The sequence below is a fragment of the Metabacillus sp. Hm71 genome (genome assembly GCF_051842955.2).
GTDB lineage: Bacteria > Bacillota > Bacilli > Bacillales > Bacillaceae > Metabacillus.
In genome coordinates this window covers 400,001-416,903 of sequence record NZ_CM200278.1, presented here as the reverse complement: position 1 = coordinate 416,903, position 16,903 = coordinate 400,001, and the positions used below count along the sequence as shown (strand labels likewise).

Annotated in this window: 9 protein-coding genes, 24 tRNA genes and 2 rRNA genes (1 of these 35 only partly in view); 1 reads left to right on the top strand and 34 read right to left on the bottom strand. The window is 41.0% G+C overall.

Annotation, left to right across the window (positions count from 1 at the left end):
- Positions 1-45: 45 nt before the first annotated feature.
- Positions 46-1,269 carry a serine/threonine transporter SstT gene (sstT, locus tag ACSVDH_RS02215; RefSeq protein WP_439253702.1) on the bottom strand — a complete coding sequence of 408 codons (1,224 nt, stop codon included), beginning with the start codon at positions 1,267-1,269 and terminating at the stop codon, positions 46-48.
- A gap of 431 nt (positions 1,270-1,700) precedes the next feature.
- Here sstT and ACSVDH_RS02210 point away from each other — a divergent pair, with 431 nt between their 5' ends.
- On the top strand, positions 1,701-2,903 hold the full coding sequence (locus tag ACSVDH_RS02210) for a CynX/NimT family MFS transporter (protein ID WP_439253703.1): 1,203 nt from the start codon (positions 1,701-1,703) through the stop codon (positions 2,901-2,903).
- Positions 2,904-3,147: 244 nt separating this feature from the next.
- Here ACSVDH_RS02210 and ACSVDH_RS02205 read toward each other — a convergent pair whose 3' ends face one another.
- The 33 genes from ACSVDH_RS02205 to ACSVDH_RS02045 form a co-directional block, all read right to left on the bottom strand.
- Positions 3,148-3,549 (bottom strand): DUF6157 family protein, encoded by a 402-nt coding sequence (locus ACSVDH_RS02205; protein ID WP_439253704.1) that lies wholly within the window; start codon positions 3,547-3,549, stop codon positions 3,148-3,150.
- Between the two features lie 807 nt (positions 3,550-4,356).
- A complete protein-coding gene (locus ACSVDH_RS02200; RefSeq protein WP_439253705.1) occupies positions 4,357-5,319 on the bottom strand; it encodes a tRNA dihydrouridine synthase in 963 nt (320 codons plus the stop codon).
- A 378-nt stretch (positions 5,320-5,697) separates the two neighbouring features.
- Positions 5,698-7,077 (bottom strand): 23S rRNA (uracil(1939)-C(5))-methyltransferase RlmD, encoded by a 1,380-nt coding sequence (gene rlmD, locus ACSVDH_RS02195; protein WP_439253706.1) that lies wholly within the window; start codon positions 7,075-7,077, stop codon positions 5,698-5,700.
- Between the two features lie 91 nt (positions 7,078-7,168).
- Positions 7,169-8,080 (bottom strand): diacylglycerol kinase, encoded by a 912-nt coding sequence (locus ACSVDH_RS02190; RefSeq protein ID WP_439253707.1) that lies wholly within the window; start codon positions 8,078-8,080, stop codon positions 7,169-7,171.
- 295 nt (positions 8,081-8,375) lie between these two features.
- On the bottom strand, positions 8,376-9,374 hold the full coding sequence (locus ACSVDH_RS02185; protein WP_299095044.1) for an inorganic phosphate transporter: 999 nt from the start codon (positions 9,372-9,374) through the stop codon (positions 8,376-8,378).
- A gap of 18 nt (positions 9,375-9,392) precedes the next feature.
- Positions 9,393-10,013 (bottom strand): DUF47 domain-containing protein, encoded by a 621-nt coding sequence (locus tag ACSVDH_RS02180; protein ID WP_299095041.1) that lies wholly within the window; start codon positions 10,011-10,013, stop codon positions 9,393-9,395.
- Positions 10,014-10,202: 189 nt separating this feature from the next.
- On the bottom strand, positions 10,203-11,339 hold the full coding sequence (locus tag ACSVDH_RS02175) for an AI-2E family transporter (protein ID WP_299095039.1): 1,137 nt from the start codon (positions 11,337-11,339) through the stop codon (positions 10,203-10,205).
- A gap of 379 nt (positions 11,340-11,718) precedes the next feature.
- A tRNA-Arg gene (locus ACSVDH_RS02170) sits at positions 11,719-11,795 on the bottom strand.
- A gap of 167 nt (positions 11,796-11,962) precedes the next feature.
- A tRNA-Asn gene (locus tag ACSVDH_RS02165) sits at positions 11,963-12,037 on the bottom strand.
- Between the two features lie 21 nt (positions 12,038-12,058).
- Positions 12,059-12,132 (bottom strand) — tRNA-Ile (locus ACSVDH_RS02160).
- 5 nt (positions 12,133-12,137) lie between these two features.
- Positions 12,138-12,211, bottom strand: a tRNA-Gly gene (locus tag ACSVDH_RS02155).
- 14 nt (positions 12,212-12,225) lie between these two features.
- A tRNA-Cys gene (locus ACSVDH_RS02150) sits at positions 12,226-12,299 on the bottom strand.
- An 8-nt stretch (positions 12,300-12,307) separates the two neighbouring features.
- Positions 12,308-12,382, bottom strand: a tRNA-Gln gene (locus ACSVDH_RS02145).
- 245 nt (positions 12,383-12,627) lie between these two features.
- Positions 12,628-12,703: transfer RNA gene (locus tag ACSVDH_RS02140), tRNA-His, on the bottom strand.
- A gap of 11 nt (positions 12,704-12,714) precedes the next feature.
- Positions 12,715-12,788 (bottom strand) — tRNA-Trp (locus ACSVDH_RS02135).
- 6 nt (positions 12,789-12,794) lie between these two features.
- Positions 12,795-12,878 (bottom strand) — tRNA-Tyr (locus ACSVDH_RS02130).
- Positions 12,879-12,909: 31 nt separating this feature from the next.
- A tRNA-Phe gene (locus ACSVDH_RS02125) sits at positions 12,910-12,985 on the bottom strand.
- 362 nt (positions 12,986-13,347) lie between these two features.
- Positions 13,348-13,424, bottom strand: a tRNA-Asp gene (locus ACSVDH_RS02120).
- A gap of 4 nt (positions 13,425-13,428) precedes the next feature.
- Positions 13,429-13,505, bottom strand: a tRNA-Met gene (locus tag ACSVDH_RS02115).
- Positions 13,506-13,668: 163 nt separating this feature from the next.
- A tRNA-Ser gene (locus tag ACSVDH_RS02110) sits at positions 13,669-13,761 on the bottom strand.
- A 9-nt stretch (positions 13,762-13,770) separates the two neighbouring features.
- Positions 13,771-13,844 (bottom strand) — tRNA-Ile (locus ACSVDH_RS02105).
- Between the two features lie 59 nt (positions 13,845-13,903).
- Positions 13,904-13,977 (bottom strand) — tRNA-Met (locus ACSVDH_RS02100).
- 16 nt (positions 13,978-13,993) lie between these two features.
- Positions 13,994-14,066: transfer RNA gene (locus ACSVDH_RS02095), tRNA-Ala, on the bottom strand.
- Positions 14,067-14,083: 17 nt separating this feature from the next.
- A tRNA-Pro gene (locus tag ACSVDH_RS02090) sits at positions 14,084-14,160 on the bottom strand.
- A 106-nt stretch (positions 14,161-14,266) separates the two neighbouring features.
- Positions 14,267-14,343, bottom strand: a tRNA-Arg gene (locus ACSVDH_RS02085).
- A gap of 22 nt (positions 14,344-14,365) precedes the next feature.
- Positions 14,366-14,454: transfer RNA gene (locus tag ACSVDH_RS02080), tRNA-Leu, on the bottom strand.
- Between the two features lie 10 nt (positions 14,455-14,464).
- A tRNA-Gly gene (locus ACSVDH_RS02075) sits at positions 14,465-14,536 on the bottom strand.
- Positions 14,537-14,546: 10 nt separating this feature from the next.
- A tRNA-Leu gene (locus ACSVDH_RS02070) sits at positions 14,547-14,632 on the bottom strand.
- 13 nt (positions 14,633-14,645) lie between these two features.
- Positions 14,646-14,721 (bottom strand) — tRNA-Lys (locus ACSVDH_RS02065).
- A gap of 210 nt (positions 14,722-14,931) precedes the next feature.
- A tRNA-Val gene (locus tag ACSVDH_RS02060) sits at positions 14,932-15,007 on the bottom strand.
- 9 nt (positions 15,008-15,016) lie between these two features.
- Positions 15,017-15,091: transfer RNA gene (locus ACSVDH_RS02055), tRNA-Glu, on the bottom strand.
- Positions 15,092-15,144: 53 nt separating this feature from the next.
- A 5S ribosomal RNA gene (gene rrf, locus ACSVDH_RS02050) occupies positions 15,145-15,260 on the bottom strand.
- Positions 15,261-15,539: 279 nt separating this feature from the next.
- Positions 15,540-16,903: ribosomal RNA gene (locus tag ACSVDH_RS02045) — 23S ribosomal RNA — on the bottom strand; it runs 1,568 nt beyond the window's last position.

Genomic DNA, 16,903 nt, shown 5'->3' with positions numbered 1-16,903 from the left:
ATGATTTACTTTTCAAATATGAGAAGTATTTCTTAATCTTGAAGTTTAAAAAACAATCTTTTTCCCTTCCTTACGCCACTCTTTATATTCAGCTGCTGCTGTAAAAAGAACATCCGTAGAAGAGTTAAGCGCCGTTTCAAATGAATCTTGTAAAACACCGATGATGAACCCTACTCCAACGACCTGCATGGCCACATCATTCGGGATGCCAAATAAGCTGCATGCCAAAGGAATCAGCAATAACGACCCGCCAGCAACACCTGAGGCACCACATGCACAAACAGCTGCCAGTACGCTTAGAATGATAGCCGTAGGAAGATCCACATGAATGCCAAGTGTATGAACTGCTGCAAGTGTTAATACAGAAATCGTAACAGCAGCACCAGCCATATTGATGGTGGCTCCTAATGGAATGGATACAGAATAACTATCCTTATCCAAACCGAGATCTTCACACAATCTCATATTTACAGGAATATTTGAAGCTGAGCTGCGCGTGAAGAATGCAGTAATGCCGCTCTCCTTTAAACATTTAAACACAAGCGGATATGGATTTCGTCTGATCGCCACAAAGACAATAACCGGATTGACAACCAGCGCTACAAACACCATACAACCAAGCAAAACAGCAAGTAGCTTTCCATAGCTTACTAATGATTCCAATCCATTGGTCGTAATCGATTCAAATACTAACCCCATAATTCCTAATGGTGCAAATTTAATAACCCATGTAACCATCTTTGAGACAGCATCTGAAAAATTAGAAATCAACGTCTTTGTCGTATCAGTGGCATTTTTTAAAGCCAAACCAAGGACAATCGCCCAGGCTAAAATACCAATATAATTTGCATTAACAATAGCATTAACCGGGTTATCTACTACGTTCAGCAATAATGTATTAAGAACCTCTGCAACACCGCCAGGAGGCGTAACACCTTCAGCACCCTTCGCAAGGGTTAACGATACAGGGAAAATAAAACTTACAATAACTGCAATTAATCCAGCTAAAAAGGTCCCTAACAAGTAGAGGACAATAATAGATTTCATATTTGTTCGGTGACCGCTCTTATGCTGAGCGATGGCCGACATGACCAAGAAAAGAACCAGGACAGGTGCAATGGCTTTTAACGCACCGACAAATAATGTTCCTAAAAGAACAACAGCCTTTGCTTGCGGAACCGTTAAAGCCAGGATAATCCCAATAATTAAACCGATTATAATTTGTTTGACCAGACTTAACTGATTCCACTTATTAAGTATTCCTTTCATACATACTCCCCCCTCAAATGTTGATAATGCTTATTTCGAGCCAATCCATTCTGATAAAATAGAATCTACAACCATTCCACTCCACAGATACAACTGTCTATCATTTAATTGAATTATAGTGAGTTTTTTGATATATTACAATATTATTTTTTATATTTGTAATTATCTAAATATTCAAAATCACAATAGGATAAACCATACCTGAAAACAATCTCGCGGGAGACTATAGATATCGTACTAAAATTTCCTCCTAGAAATCGATCCATCCATGTACACCCATGCAGGACACAACCTGTGCATAGAACAGGATTCTTACCTTTGCAAAACCCCTACCTATTTGTTAGGGGCTTCGAATAGTAGTAAGTACATTACATCCGAATTTTTGTTTATGCTATACTTGATAAAGTTTGTGTTAATGGAGGTTTTGATTTATGATGTTAGCGAAAGTCAAGGCACATATTCATTCAATTTATATACATCTGTTTATTGCGGGAATTATTCTTGTTGCCTTCAATCTACGCCCAGCGATTACTTCTCTGGGACCTTTACTCGGAATGATTCAGAATGATGTTAAACTAGCACACTGGAGTGCTGGACTATTGATGAGCTTACCATTAATCGTATTTGCCATCATGTCCCCACTTGTTCCTAAAATAGCAGCTCAGCTAACAAATGAGAAGACCTTACTTATAGGTTTAGCAGTTCTATTAATCGGTATTACGATTCGCACAATTCCAATGGTTTTTACCCTTTTTACCGGGACTCTGCTAGTCGGTTTCGGTATCGCGATCGGAAATGTCCTTTTACCCGCAATTGTAAAGGATAAATTCCCCAAAAGGTTCGGTCTGATGACAAGTGTTTATTCAACATCCATGGGATTGATTGCGTCCTTAGCGTCAGGGATTAGCGTTCCTTTAGCAGCTGACTTGAACCTTGGATGGCAGGGAGCCCAAATTGTATGGGGGTTACCTGTTATCATTGCGCTCATCGTGTGGGCTTTTCTTTTTAAATATAATCAAAGCGATCCTAGTATCTTCCGACAAAGACAAGCCACTAATTCCAAGCAAATGTGGCGTACACTACTTGCCTGGCAAATTGCCATATTCATGGGGTTTCAGTCTCTTTTATTCTATGTAACGATATCGTGGTTACCTGAAATCTTACATAGTCACGGGGTAAGCTTAGCTACTGCAGGATGGTTGCTTTCCTTCACTCAATTGGTAGGATTGCCTGCCAGCTTTTTTATACCAGTCCTTGCAGGGCGCCTCGAATCACAAGTATGGATTGCATTTATACTAAGCATGTGCTCTGTGCTTGGCTATAGTGGTTTACTATTCGGCTCAACCTATCCAATTTTAATTGTAAGTATCATCTTAATTGGGATTGCATTGGGAGGAAGCTTTCCCTTAGCTCTCAGCTATATAGGTCTACGTGCTCGGAACGGTCAGCAGGCTGCAGAGTTATCTGGTATGACACAATCAACAGGTTATGTACTCGCTGCAGTTGGCCCTTTGATCATCGGATATTTGTACGATCTAACGCATATGTGGACAGTTCCCATTCTCATGCTAATCGTCGTCTCAGTCGTTGTGATGATCTTTGGAATCTTATCTGGTCGTAATCGATATGTATAAGGAAAAGAGCGGGACACTTGTTACCGGGCTGAGCATTTTCCTTTCTAATTTGAAAAGGAGCCTGCGGGCTCCTTTTTATATTTTAATTATATGATTTCAGTGAATGACATGTAAGCATCAGGAAACTTTATTCATGGTGGCGGACTCTTTTAATAGGCTTTTGCAAATGCGCTGCCCTGCCCAGGCACAATGCTCTTCTTAGTTTGATTAACTCTTGATTTAAGGAGAAAGAAGAGGCCACTGCCTATTTTCTTTTCGAACGCATACCTTTTAGTAGAGTAATGTTATCCAAATTGAGAAATTGATTATACGTTTCACTATTAACATCAAATAATGCAATTTTTCCATGATCATCATAGTGTATTCCCCACCCATATTTTTTTACTAATGGAGAAGCTCTAAAACAGGCTTTAGGTTTTGTGAAATACTGCTCACGTAATTCATTTAAATTATTTGACTCTATTTGCTCTTTGATCAAATAAGTTTTAAATTGTACATCTTCTTGAGTATATTTGTAAGGATTATTCTTGATTAAATCATATTGAATAGAAGCAATCGTAGGCTTGTTATTTCTTGGGACAGGAACAATAGCAGAAGTAACAGTTGAATCTTCAGAAACTGTAATAAAAGTATTCTTGTAACTCATAAAATGCCCTCCTTATTAAACCTTCTAAAACTTTCATAAATGAGTATATTATTTTTCCCTGCTCAAATTAACCTGCTTCAATAGTACAATCCTTCACAATTCCAATCATATTTTAACATAAATATCCAATTTAAGTGCCAAGTGTTATTCAATCTAATTCCCTTATAAAGCAAAATAGGCGCAATCAATCCTTAGCGCCATAGTTGAGGAATAGGGTTACAAATTATTTAAATACATTTTTATACTATAAAATATATTCTCTTTTTCAGTTACGACCTTAAAGCCATTTTTAACCACATTCTTCGTACCTTCATCAAGTGGCTCTTTAACCCACTGGTCCGTTACAACCCCGTATTCAACCTCTAATCCATTACCATAGAAGATTCTTAGAGAGGTTAAAATCCCCTATTCTTCAAGTGCACTACTCTCAATATTACTGAATATAAAATATTAGAAAAGCTCGTCCATATTTTGACGAGCACAGCACTCCACATGGGTATTCAATACTGTTTTGTTATTCCAATACACGAAAGAAAAGGGCAACACCCAAATATGGGATAGTTGCCTTCTTTTAAAATGAGTTGCGAGACGCACTCCACATGCGCCAAGTGTATGTGGCAACACAAGGGTGCTGGTGGGTTTATTACATTCTAAAGACCTTTTTCTTTTAGAAACAGACTTTATCGAAACAAAAGTTGCCGGCTGCAAAGGAACTTGAAACTGAATAAAATAAGTACACATGAGTTGCTGTGATTCATTTTTTCTCTAACTTTTTGAGAGTTACATCATTTCACTGTCCCCGTCCCATTAACATTCTTTTTCAAAGTTATCAAGTAATGCACGCACTTCATCTGTTGATTTCGTGTTCATCAATTGATTTCTTAATTCGCCAGCTCCACGGAATCCTTTGACATAAATTTTGAAAAAGCGATGAAGCCCTGTGATTGAACGTGGCAGTGCTTCCGCATATTGATCTTGAAGATCAATATGCAGTCTTAAAAGATCAAGATATTCTTTACTGCTATGCTCTTTTGGCTCTTTTTCAAAAGCAAAAGGATTTTTAAAAATACCTCGTCCGATCATAACTCCATCAATATCATATTGTTCAGCAAGCTGCAGCCCAGTTTGGCGGTCAGGAATGTCTCCATTGATTGTTAGCATCGTATCTGGTGCGATACGGTCACGTAATTTTTTGATTTCCGGAATTAGCTCCCAATGCGCATCTACTTGGCTCATTTCCTTTCTTGTACGTAAATGAATAGAAAGGTTCGCAATATCCTGTTTTAAAATATGCGTTAGCCACTCCTCCCACTCCTGAACCTCCTTATAGCCAAGTCGTGTTTTCACGCTGACAGGCAGTCCGCCCGTTTTTGCTGCTTGAATAAGTTCTGCCGCAACGTCTGGACGCAGAATAAGACCACTACCTTTCCCTCTCGATGCCACATTCGGTACAGGGCAGCCCATATTAATATCGATGCCTTTAAATCCTAGCTCTGCCATGCCAATACTCATTTGACGGAAATATTTGGGATTATCCCCCCAAATATGTGCCACCATTGGCTGTTCATCTTCTGTAAAAATCAAACGGCCACGCACACTTTTCATGCCCTCTGGATGACAATAGCTATCCGAGTTTGTAAACTCTGTGAAAAATACATCCGGTCGACCAGCTTCACTTACTACATGACGAAAAACAACATCTGTCACATCTTCCATTGGTGCAAGTACAAAAAATGGTCGCGGTAAATCACGCCAAAAATTATCTATCATTTCAAACTCAAATCCTCTCACTATGGATACAACTTCAAACTCTCGGTCACAAAATTTAAAGTAGACTTCCATCAGTTGGGTTTTTCCCTCATCCCCCACTGATGGTTAGTCGCCCTTATCGGACCTTTACGGGCAGTTGATCCCCCACCTAGCTACTTTGTATACTCATCATCTTGACATGGGGGTCTTACTGCCCGTTAAGAGTGGGATAAAGCCAAATGATCCACTCTTTTACACTTATATCATGCTTAATAACTTATTAACAAATACAAGTACATTTGGACATTTATAATTTGTGCAAAACTATCGGTACGAATGGTATTTTTATAAACCAAAAAGCAGATGGTATAGATTTTTTCTATATCAACTGCTTTTCTATTATACCAACTCCAACCACGCGACCGCTTCACAATGCATCGTATGCGGAAACATATCAACAGGCTGCACCTCAACCGTCTCATAACCGCCCTGCTCAAGCACTTGCAGGTCCCTTGCCAGCGTCCCAGGGTTACAGGACACATAAACCACCCGCTTCGGCTTCATATCCAAGATCGTCTTAAGCAGCGCTTCATCACAGCCTTTACGTGGCGGATCCACTACAATAACATCTGCTTTGTTTCCTTGCTTGTACCACTCTGGGATCACTACCTCTGCCTCGCCAACGGCAAATTCGGCGTTTGTAAATCCGTTAAGCTCTGCATTCCGCTTTGCATCCTCAATTGCTTCAGGCACAATTTCAACGCCAAATACGTTTTTCGCTTTTTGAGCAAGAAATAAAGAAATGGTTCCGATTCCACAATAGGCATCAATGACAGATTCAGCACCTGTTAATCCGGCATACTTCAACGCCTTCTCATACAGCACCTTTGTTTGCTCAGGGTTCACCTGATAAAAGGACCGTGCTGAAATCGCAAATTTTATCTCTCCAATTTTGTCATAAATATATTCGTCGCCCCAAAGAATCTTTGTCTCATCACCGAAAATGACATTCGTACGTTTATTATTAATATTTTGCACGATTGACTTTACATGGGGAAATTGCTTCGTTATTTTATTGATAATGTCATTCTTATGAGGAAAGTCCGCTGTTTTCGTAACAAACACGACCATCATTTCTTGCGTAACCAATCCATAACGTACCATAATATGACGAAGCCAGCCTTTATGCTTTTCCTCATTGTATGCACGGATACCGTACTGCTCGCAGATTTTCTTTACAGCTTTAACAACCTCGTCATTTTCTGCTTGCTGAATGAGACAGCGCTCCATATCAATAATATCGTGGCTTCGTTTTTGGTAGAAGCCTGCGACAAGTCCGCCTTCCCGTTCACCTATTGGCACCTGTGCCTTGTTGCGATAATTCCATGGATCGTTCATGCCAAGTGTCGGATGAACCTTTACTTTGTTCAGATCCAGTTTTCCAATCCGTGCAAGCACTTGCTCTACTTGCTTTTTCTTAAAGTCAAGCTGCCCTTCGTAGCTTACGTGCTGAAGCTGGCATCCTCCGCATTGAGAATAGATAGGGCATGGTGCTTCCACGCGATTTTTACTTTTTTCATACAGCTCAATTAAACGACCGTAGGCAAAACCCTTTTTTACCTTAATCACTTTTATTTTTCCACGCTCGTCTGGAAGCGCATTTTCTACAAAAACAGGGAAACCCTCGATTTTTGCGACACCTGCACCCTCATGTGTGAGATCCTCAAAGGTCACATCATAGTATTCATTTTTCATCACTGGTGCTTGTAATTTAGACATATTGTTCTTCCTTTACATTCAAACTACTTTCGTTCATTTTAACATAATGGACTTCACGAAAAAAACTTGGCCCCTACTCTGCCAAGTTTTCTTATTCCTCCATTTGTCTTGCTTTTTCCTGTGACATTCTTACTTCAATATGCTGATACAAGTTTTCGAATTCCCCAGGAAGCAAGCCGCCGTATTCGCCATCTAAATTAAGCTGCATTTTATCATGTGTTGTGACCTTAACACGATTGGCTTTCGTATAAAGAATATGTTCATCATTAATATGCTCACCTCTTATTGCAAGGCTTGCCACTCGAATAAATTCCGCTAAATTTGCTTTTTTCAAAATTAATAAATCAAACATGCCATCGTTTAGCTTCGAATCTGGTGCGAGCTTTTCAAATCCGCCTACTGAATTTGTAAGCGAAACAAGGAATAACATGATTTCACCTTGAAACAGCTTTCCATCATATTCAATTTCCACTTCAGTAGGACGAATTGATGGCAACATTTCCATCCCTTTTAAATAGTAAGCGAGTTGCCCTACCATTGTTTTAAGCTTGCTAGGAACTTCATACGTAAGCTCTGTCAATCGGCCGCCGCCAGCAATATTGATAAAATATTGCTCATTTACCCGGCCTATATCTATTTTTTGCGGTTCTCCTTCTAAGATCATCTCAACAGCTTGAATGACATTATTTAATGGGATCCCTATTGCCCTTGCAAAGTCATTTGTTGTTCCAACAGGTATGACAGCAAGCTGCGGCCTTACTTCAAGCTCTGCAATACCATTTACAACTTCATTAATTGTCCCATCTCCACCAGCTGCAACAATCAGATCAAAGCCTCGTTCACCTGCTGACCGTGCAGCCTGAATCGCATCACCTTCACAAGTTGTTGCATGACATGAAGTTTCATATCCAGCCTGTTCAAATTTTTGCAATACTTCAGGTAAATACTTTTTAAAAAGCTCACGCCCTGAAGTTGGATTATAGATTATTCTAGCTTTTTTCATCCCCATCATCCTACTAGTATGTATTTATGAACCAACGATTCTTAAAGTTCACTGTTTTCGCTCTCTATATAATGTTCCCAATTTCTTCAATTACCAATCTGCTTTTCCGATTTATGCCCAACTATTATTATCACCATGTTTTTTAGAAAAAGTAAAGTTTTTATTCTTTTCGTTTTATGTATTTTTTATGGCACTAAAACAAAGGGTCAGACCCGCTAACACAATTTATAGGACTTTCAACAATCAGAAGTCATATTATGCATACGGAATCAGACCCTTTTGAATTTCGTTTTTATTAAAAGAATATATTTAATATTTGGTAGGTAATTCCCGCTAAAAGTGCTGAAATTGGCAGCGTAATTACCCATGTTATGATAATTTTTCGTGCTACTCCCCATTTTACTCCTTTAACGCGCTGGGCTGAACCAACCCCCATAATCGCTGAAGAGATAACATGGGTTGTACTAACTGGAAGATGAATGGTTGTTGCACCAAAAATAATTAATGCTGAAGATAAATCAGCCGCCGCACCATTTACTGGACGGATTTTCATGATTTTGCCGCCAACCGTTTTAATGATTTTCCAGCCGCCAATTGATGTTCCGATCCCCATAGCTAAAGCTGCAGAAATTCGGACCCACAAAGGTATGTCTTCAGAGGTATGATAATTTGCTGCAATAAGTGCCATTGTTATAATTCCCATTGCCTTTTGGGCATCGTTTGTTCCGTGGGTAAATGATTGTAAAGCCGCTGTTACAATTTGAAACACTCGAAAACGTTTATTCGATTTATATAAATTTGTCTTTCTGAAAAGGACTGCAAAAAGGCTCATCATGATAAATCCTACACCCAACGCTAAGAAAGGTGAAATGACCAAGGCCTGAAGAATTTTCATAAAGCCGTTCCAATTAAGGATCCCAACGCCAGCAGCTGAAATCGCTGCACCGGCAATCGATCCAATTAATGCATGGGATGAACTGCTCGGGATCCCGTAGTACCATGTAATAAGATTCCAGGCAATTGCGGCAATTAAAGCGGCCAATATGATAACAGAACCGTTTTCCAATGCAAAAGGATCGACAATATCCTTTGTAATTGTTTTTGCTACACCTGTAAAGGTTAGCGCACCAATAAAGTTCATGACCGCCGCTAAAATTATCGCTTTTCTAGGTGATAATGCCCGGGTAGATACTGATGTTGCAATCGCATTTGCAGTATCATGGAACCCATTGATAAAATCAAATGCCAACGCACAAATTACAACTAATATTGTTAGTATTAAAATAGTATCCATATGATTCTTAAAGCTCCCTTATGCGTTACGCATGATAATGGTTTCAATTGTATTTGCTACATCCTGGCAGCTATCCGTAACCTTTTCAAGCATTTCATAAATTTCCTTGCGCTGAATAATTTTAATTGCATCCTTTTCAGTAGAAAATAACTGTTTAATTGACACTCTCAATAATTCATCACATTTTGATTCGATATCTTTAATCTCAATTGAATGCACGCGCATATCAAGTAACTTTTTATTAGACAATAACTCCATTGCTTTCGTAACTTCTATTGAACTGTTGTGAATATACAATACAAATTTATCGATATATTCATCAAATTGTGTAAAGGAGAACATCTCATAATAAGCTACACATTGCTCTAAGCCATCTAATATATCATCCATTTTCATAGCCAATTGAAGAATGTCCTCACGTTCAATCGGAGTTATGAATGTTTTATTTAAATCTACAATTAACTCATGTATATAAGTATCTCCCTTACTTTCATACCCCTTCATGACCGAAGCGATTTCTTTTAGGTCACTAACACTTTTTACTTTAAGATCTACTAAGTACTTTGCAGACTCCTCTAAATTTTTGGCAATCAATAATAATTTCTCAAAAAACATATCTTTTTTCGAACCAAACACCATTAGGAAACCCTCCAAAAAATTCTTCTATTTTTTCTTCACCCAAAGTCTTATTTTAGTGAATTTTGTCGAATTTACAATAAATTTAAATAAAATTTACAAAATCTTAACATTAGGCATGATTATACTCTAAATTATTCTGTTCAAAAACAAAAAAAAAACACAGAGTTTCTGTGTTTCTTATATACTTGCTTAATCATTATATAATTCACTTCTAGCTTTTAACCACTCAAAGAGATGGGTAATAATAACCTTTAATACCGCATATCCAGGGACAGCTAAAATAATCCCGAGAATACCAAATAAATTACCTGCCGTTAAAATAACAAAGATGATTGTAATAGGATGAATATGAAGATTTCTTCCCATTATTTGCGGTGAAATAAACTTTCCCTCAACAAGCTGAACAATTGTCCAAACAATAATTAGTTTAAGCAGCATGATTGGCGAGGTCACAATCGCGATGATTAATGCTGGTGTAATCGCAATAGCCGGTCCCAAATAAGGAACAATGCTTGTAAAGGCAGCAATTAAAGCCAATAATGACGCATAATCAAGCCCTATGATTAAAAATCCTACAAATAATAGAAGCCCGATACAAAAACTAACAATAATCTGACCTCTAATGTAAAGACTAATACTTGTATTAATTTCCTTCATTACATCAAAAGTCTGACTTCGTAATGGCACTGGAAGCAAACTTAAAATGTAAGAAGGCAGTCTCTTTCCATCCTTTAATAAATAAAATAGGATAAAAGGCATAATAATTAATGCCAATAAAAAATCCTTTACGGCTCCTACAAAAACCCCAATTCCACTCCATGTATTATTGAGTAATTTTGATACCTGATTTGAAATATTGTTAGCAAAGTCTGGTACATTTATATTCAGCGTTTTTTGAGCCTCATTCACAAACTGGCTTCCAACTACCGTTTTAATTAACTCCTCTACGTCTCTTGTATATTCCGGAAAGCTTTGGACCAAACTCATAATTTGCTCTCTTAAAAAAGGTATAACAGAGACGATCAGGATGCTGATCAACCCAATAATAAGCAAATATAGCAAGAGAATGGAAAATACCCTTTTTACTTTTAATTTTTCAAGATAGTTCACCACTGGATTTAACAAATAGTAAAGCACTGTTGCCATCATGATGGGTAATAACACCGTTTTGAACAATACCTCTAATGGTGTAAAGATAAATGAAACCTCTCGAAAAATTAATATATTTATCCCAATTAATAATAGTATCATTAAGAACAATACAAATCGATTATTTAAAATAAGCTTTTTAAATGTTCCACTCTTTGATTGACTTGATTTTTCCATCAATTTTCCCCTCTCAAATACTTCAAAGCAAAAAGAGCACTATATGGTTAAAGGCTTGATTACATATAGCTTATCTATCTTAATAGTACCTTTATTTCCTAAAAATTTAAATCACTTTAACATCTTGTTCAAAAAATTTCTTTTCTAACGACCTAAGCGCATATTGTTGAAGACCAACCACATTGTTTTTATGTGAAATTCGTATTATATGACATAAAGGATCGGTTCTGTAATAGAAAAAGGGCTGATCAATAAGTCATTATGACCTATGAACAGCCCTTTCTATATGTTCAACAAGCATGCCAACATGTATTTATTAGGTAACTGATTAAAAAGAAAACCTTTCATTCAAAATGAAAGGTGACTATGTATGATATAATGGCGTCCCAGGAGAGATTCGAACTCCCGACCGACGGCTTAGAAGGCCGTTGCTCTATCCAGCTGAGCTACTGGGACTTAATTTAAAGAACATATAAAGTTTTAAATACTAAATTTGTTATCGTCCCGATTTCAGAAAGATGATTCAAGATGCAGCTCAATCGGTACGCTGATGTCATTTCATGGAAGCGAATTCGTTCGTGCTCTATCCAGCTGAGCTACTGGGACATAATTTTGAAGCTAATTGGCTCCGCAGGTAGGATTCGAACCTACGACCGATCGGTTAACAGCCGATAGCTCTACCACTGAGCTACTGCGGAATAAGAAGTACAGGTATAGGATGGGCCTAAATGGACTTGAACCATCGACCTCACGCTTATCAGGCGTGCGCTCTAACCAGCTGAGCTATAGGCCCGTATTTGGAGCGGGTGAAGGGAATCGAACCCTCATCATCAGCTTGGAAGGCTGAGGTTTTACCACTAAACTACACCCGCTTATTATAAATTATTGGAGGCACCACCCGGATTTGAACCGGGGATAAAGGTTTTGCAGACCTCTGCCTTACCACTTGGCTATGATGCCTTAAAGAATGGCTGGGCTAGCTGGATTCGAACCAGCGCATCACGGAGTCAAAGTCCGTTGCCTTACCGCTTGGCTATAGCCCATTGAGAAGCTCATGAAATACTTCCATGAATATGCTACATGATTAATCACCGCAAGAGGATATTTTGGGATATTTCTGACAGGAAATATCACGAAATACCGTCGACGACTAAGTACACCTTAAAACTGTGTAACGGGCTTGTGTCTATATATAACGGAGTTTACTAAACTCTATGTTTATACACTATTCAGCAAGAATAAAATTATATGTCTTATAAAAAGTAATACTCATAATTCAAAACGAAAATGGGGCGGCTGATGGGAATCGAACCCACGAATGTCGGAACCACAATCCGATGCGTTAACCACTTCGCCACAACCGCCATTATGAAATTGGCAGGGGTAGTAGGAATCGAACCCACATCAAAGGTTTTGGAGACCTTCGTTTTACCATTAAACTATACCCCTATTAAATGGTGGAGGGGGGCAGATTCGAACTGCCGAACCCTAAGGAGCGGATTTACAGTCCGCCGCGTTTAGCCACTTCGCTACCCCTCCGTAATGCTTTAGAAGTTATGAAGTTTAATGGTGGTGGCTCGGGACGGAATCGAACCGCCGACACATGGATTTTCAGTCCATTGCTCTACCAACTGAGCTACCGAGCCTTAATATTGTGTAGTATTTTTAGTTAAAAATAAGTTTTTAGTTTAACGAACCAAAGTTTAATCCTTTTCATTTAAAGCATTTTCTCTTTTATAATTTGTTAATCGTCCTCATCTCAGGAAGCTATTTCAAGGAGCAGCTCGATGAGTACGCTGATGCTATTTCAAGGAAGCTTATTCAGTCGTGCTCTACCGACTGAGCTACCGAGCCAAATAGTTTTCGGCTTCCGCTAATCTTCAAATCTCTTCGTCAGCTCATTCATTCACATCCTCACGTATTGTCATACGCTCCGGTGTTCATTCAATCGCTTCCTCGACCTTCTCGCTTATTGAAACCCTTTTACTCTAGATTAGGAATTTTAAAATGGCGGTCCGGACGGGACTCGAACCCGCGACCTCCTGCGTGACAGGCAGGCATTCTAACCAACTGAACTACCGGACCATTTTGGTTGCGGAGGCAGGATTTGAACCTGCGACCTTCGGGTTATGAGCCCGACGAGCTACCAGACTGCTCCACCCCGCGACGATAATATAAATTAAAGTTTATCTATGCTCTTAGATATTGCCTAATAGAGACCGTCCCGATTTCAGGATGCTGATTCAAGAAGCAGCTCAATCGGTACGCTGATGATTATTCAGTGAAGCATATTCGTTCGTGCTCCACCCTGCGACGATAATATTAAATATGGAGGAGGAAGGGGGATTCGAACCCCCGCGGGCTTTGACACCCCTGTCGGTTTTCAAGACCGATCCCTTCAGCCGGACTTGGGTATTCCTCCTTATTACAATGGACCCTGTAGGACTCGAACCTACGACCGGACGGTTATGAGCCGTCTGCTCTAACCAACTGAGCTAAGGGTCCAATCAACAAATTAAAACTGTCAATTTCAAGTACAAATTGATAGCCTTATTATATTTCTATAGCGGCGGAGGGAATCGAACCCACGACCTCACGGGTATGAACCGTACGCTCTAGCCAGCTGAGCTACACCGCCAAAAAGTAAAACTAAGTGGAGCCTAGCGGGATCGAACCGCTGACCTCCTGCGTGCAAAGCAGGCGCTCTCCCAGCTGAGCTAAGGCCCCAAAAACATTTAAGAAAATGGTCGGGAAGACAGGATTCGAACCTGCGACCCCTTGGTCCCAAACCAAGTGCTCTACCAAGCTGAGCTACTTCCCGTTCTAGATACCAGAGGTAAGATGTGAGAGGTCAAAAATTTTTAAGTACTGCTTCGAATCAAAGCCTTTAATCTAACTTCTGACTTTCGATTTCTTACTTCTAGAAATGGCGCGCCCGAGAGGAGTCGAACCCCTAACCTTTTGATCCGTAGTCAAACGCTCTATCCAATTGAGCTACGGGCGCATTTTAATCTTTATAGTATAATTGGTGCCGAGGACCGGAATCGAACCGGTACGGTAGTCACCTACCGCAGGATTTTAAGTCCTGTGCGTCTGCCAGTTCCGCCACCCCGGCATTTCTAAAGAGCGGAAGACGGGATTCGAACCCGCGACCCCCACCTTGGCAAGGTGGTGTTCTACCACTGAACTACTTCCGCATTATTTAACTGGTGCGGGTGAAGGGACTTGAACCCCCACGTCACAAGGACACTAGATCCTAAGTCTAGCGCGTCTGCCAATTCCGCCACACCCGCACGGTGTGTAATATGGTGAGCCATGAAGGACTCGAACCTTCGACCCTCTGATTAAAAGTCAGATGCTCTACCGACTGAGCTAATGGCTCGTAGTTTCAAAACACTCTTAGTTTTCGACGCCCAAATTTCAGAAAGCTTAGTCAAGAAGCGGTTCAATTTGTGCGCTGATGTTTCGCTTCGCAGTATACTCGTTCGTGCTCTACCAACTGAGCTAATGGCTCGTAGTTTGAAACACGACTGGTTTGACGCCCAATATTCGGTATGCTAACTTATGAGAGTCTAACTTGTGTTCTAAAAAATGGTGGAGGATGACGGGATCGAACCGCCGACCCCCTGCTTGTAAGGCAGGTGCTCTCCCAGCTGAGCTAATCCTCCGATTTAATATGGTGACCCGTACGGGATTCGAACCCGTGTTACCGCCGTGAAAGGGCGGTGTCTTAACCGCTTGACCAACGGGCCAATTTTCACCAATTCAAATAAAGCAAAATAATAGCCCCAAATAAGGGGCCTTTACCTGGCAACGTCCTACTCTCACAGGGGGAAACCCCCAACTACCATCGGCGCTGAAGAGCTTAACTTCCGTGTTCGGCATGGGAACGGGTGTGACCTCTTCGCCATCATTACCAGATAAATGGTTTACGGCTTCCGATGAACTTCACATTTCTGCGTCATCTCAATTGTCAACATCCTCACTCTACATTAAGGTTCTTAGGCTAAATACTCGCACGTCCTGTGCGAAACGCCTAAGTCATCACTTCCTGTGAAAGTCCGGTGTCTCCTCAATTGATTCCTTGAACTGTTCGTTCCTCGAAACCCTCTAACTTTGTATAAAGTTATTAGGAATACTATATTCCTTCAAAACTAGATAACGATGTATAATTCAATTCACTTTGTTTAACGCATTAAATAGGTTAAGTCCTCGATCGATTAGTATCAGTCAGCTCCACACGTCACCGCGCTTCCACCTCTGACCTATCAACCTGATCATCTTTCAGGGATCTTACGTTACAAAGTAACAGGGAAATCTCATCTTGAGGGGGGCTTCATGCTTAGATGCTTTCAGCACTTATCCCTTCCGCACATAGCTACCCAGCTATGCCTTTGGCAAGACAACTGGTACACCAGCGGTGCGTCCATCCCGGTCCTCTCGTACTAAGGACAGCTCCTCTCAAATTTCCTGCGCCCACGACGGATAGGGACCGAACTGTCTCACGACGTTCTGAACCCAGCTCGCGTACCGCTTTAATGGGCGAACAGCCCAACCCTTGGGACCGACTACAGCCCCAGGATGCGATGAGCCGACATCGAGGTGCCAAACCTCCCCGTCGATGTGGACTCTTGGGGGAGATAAGCCTGTTATCCCCGGGGTAGCTTTTATCCGTTGAGCGATGGCCCTTCCATGCGGAACCACCGGATCACTAAGCCCGACTTTCGTCCCTGCTCGACTTGTAGGTCTCGCAGTCAAGCTCCCTTGTGCCTTTACACTCTGCGAATGATTTCCAACCATTCTGAGGGAACCTTTGGGCGCCTCCGTTACATTTTAGGAGGCGACCGCCCCAGTCAAACTGCCCACCTGACACTGTCTCCCGGCCCGATAAGGGCCGCGGGTTAGAATTTCAATACAGCCAGGGTAGTATCCCACCGACGCCTCCACCGAAGCTGGCGCTCCGGCTTCTCAGGCTCCTACCTATCCTGTACAAGCTGTACCAAAATTCAATATCAGGCTACAGTAAAGCTCCACGGGGTCTTTCCGTCCTGTCGCGGGTAACCTGCATCTTCACAGGTACTATAATTTCACCGAGTCTCTCGTTGAGACAGTGCCCAGATCGTTACGCCTTTCGTGCGGGTCGGAACTTACCCGACAAGGAATTTCGCTACCTTAGGACCGTTATAGTTACGGCCGCCGTTTACTGGGGCTTCAGTTCAAAGCTTCGCTTGCGCTAACCTCTCCCCTTAACCTTCCAGCACCGGGCAGGCGTCAGCCCCTATACTTCGCCTTGCGGCTTCGCAGAGACCTGTGTTTTTGCTAAACAGTCGCCTGGGCCTATTCACTGCGGCTTTTCCGGGCTATTCACCCTAAAAAGCACCCCTTCTCCCGAAGTTACGGGGTCATTTTGCCGAGTTCCTTAACGAGAGTTCTCTCGCTCACCTTAGGATTCTCTCCTCGCCTACCTGTGTCGGTTTGCGGTACGGGCACCTCACACCTCGCTAGAGGCTTTTCTTGGCAGTGTGGAATCAGGAACTTCGGTACTATAGTTCCCTCGCCATCAC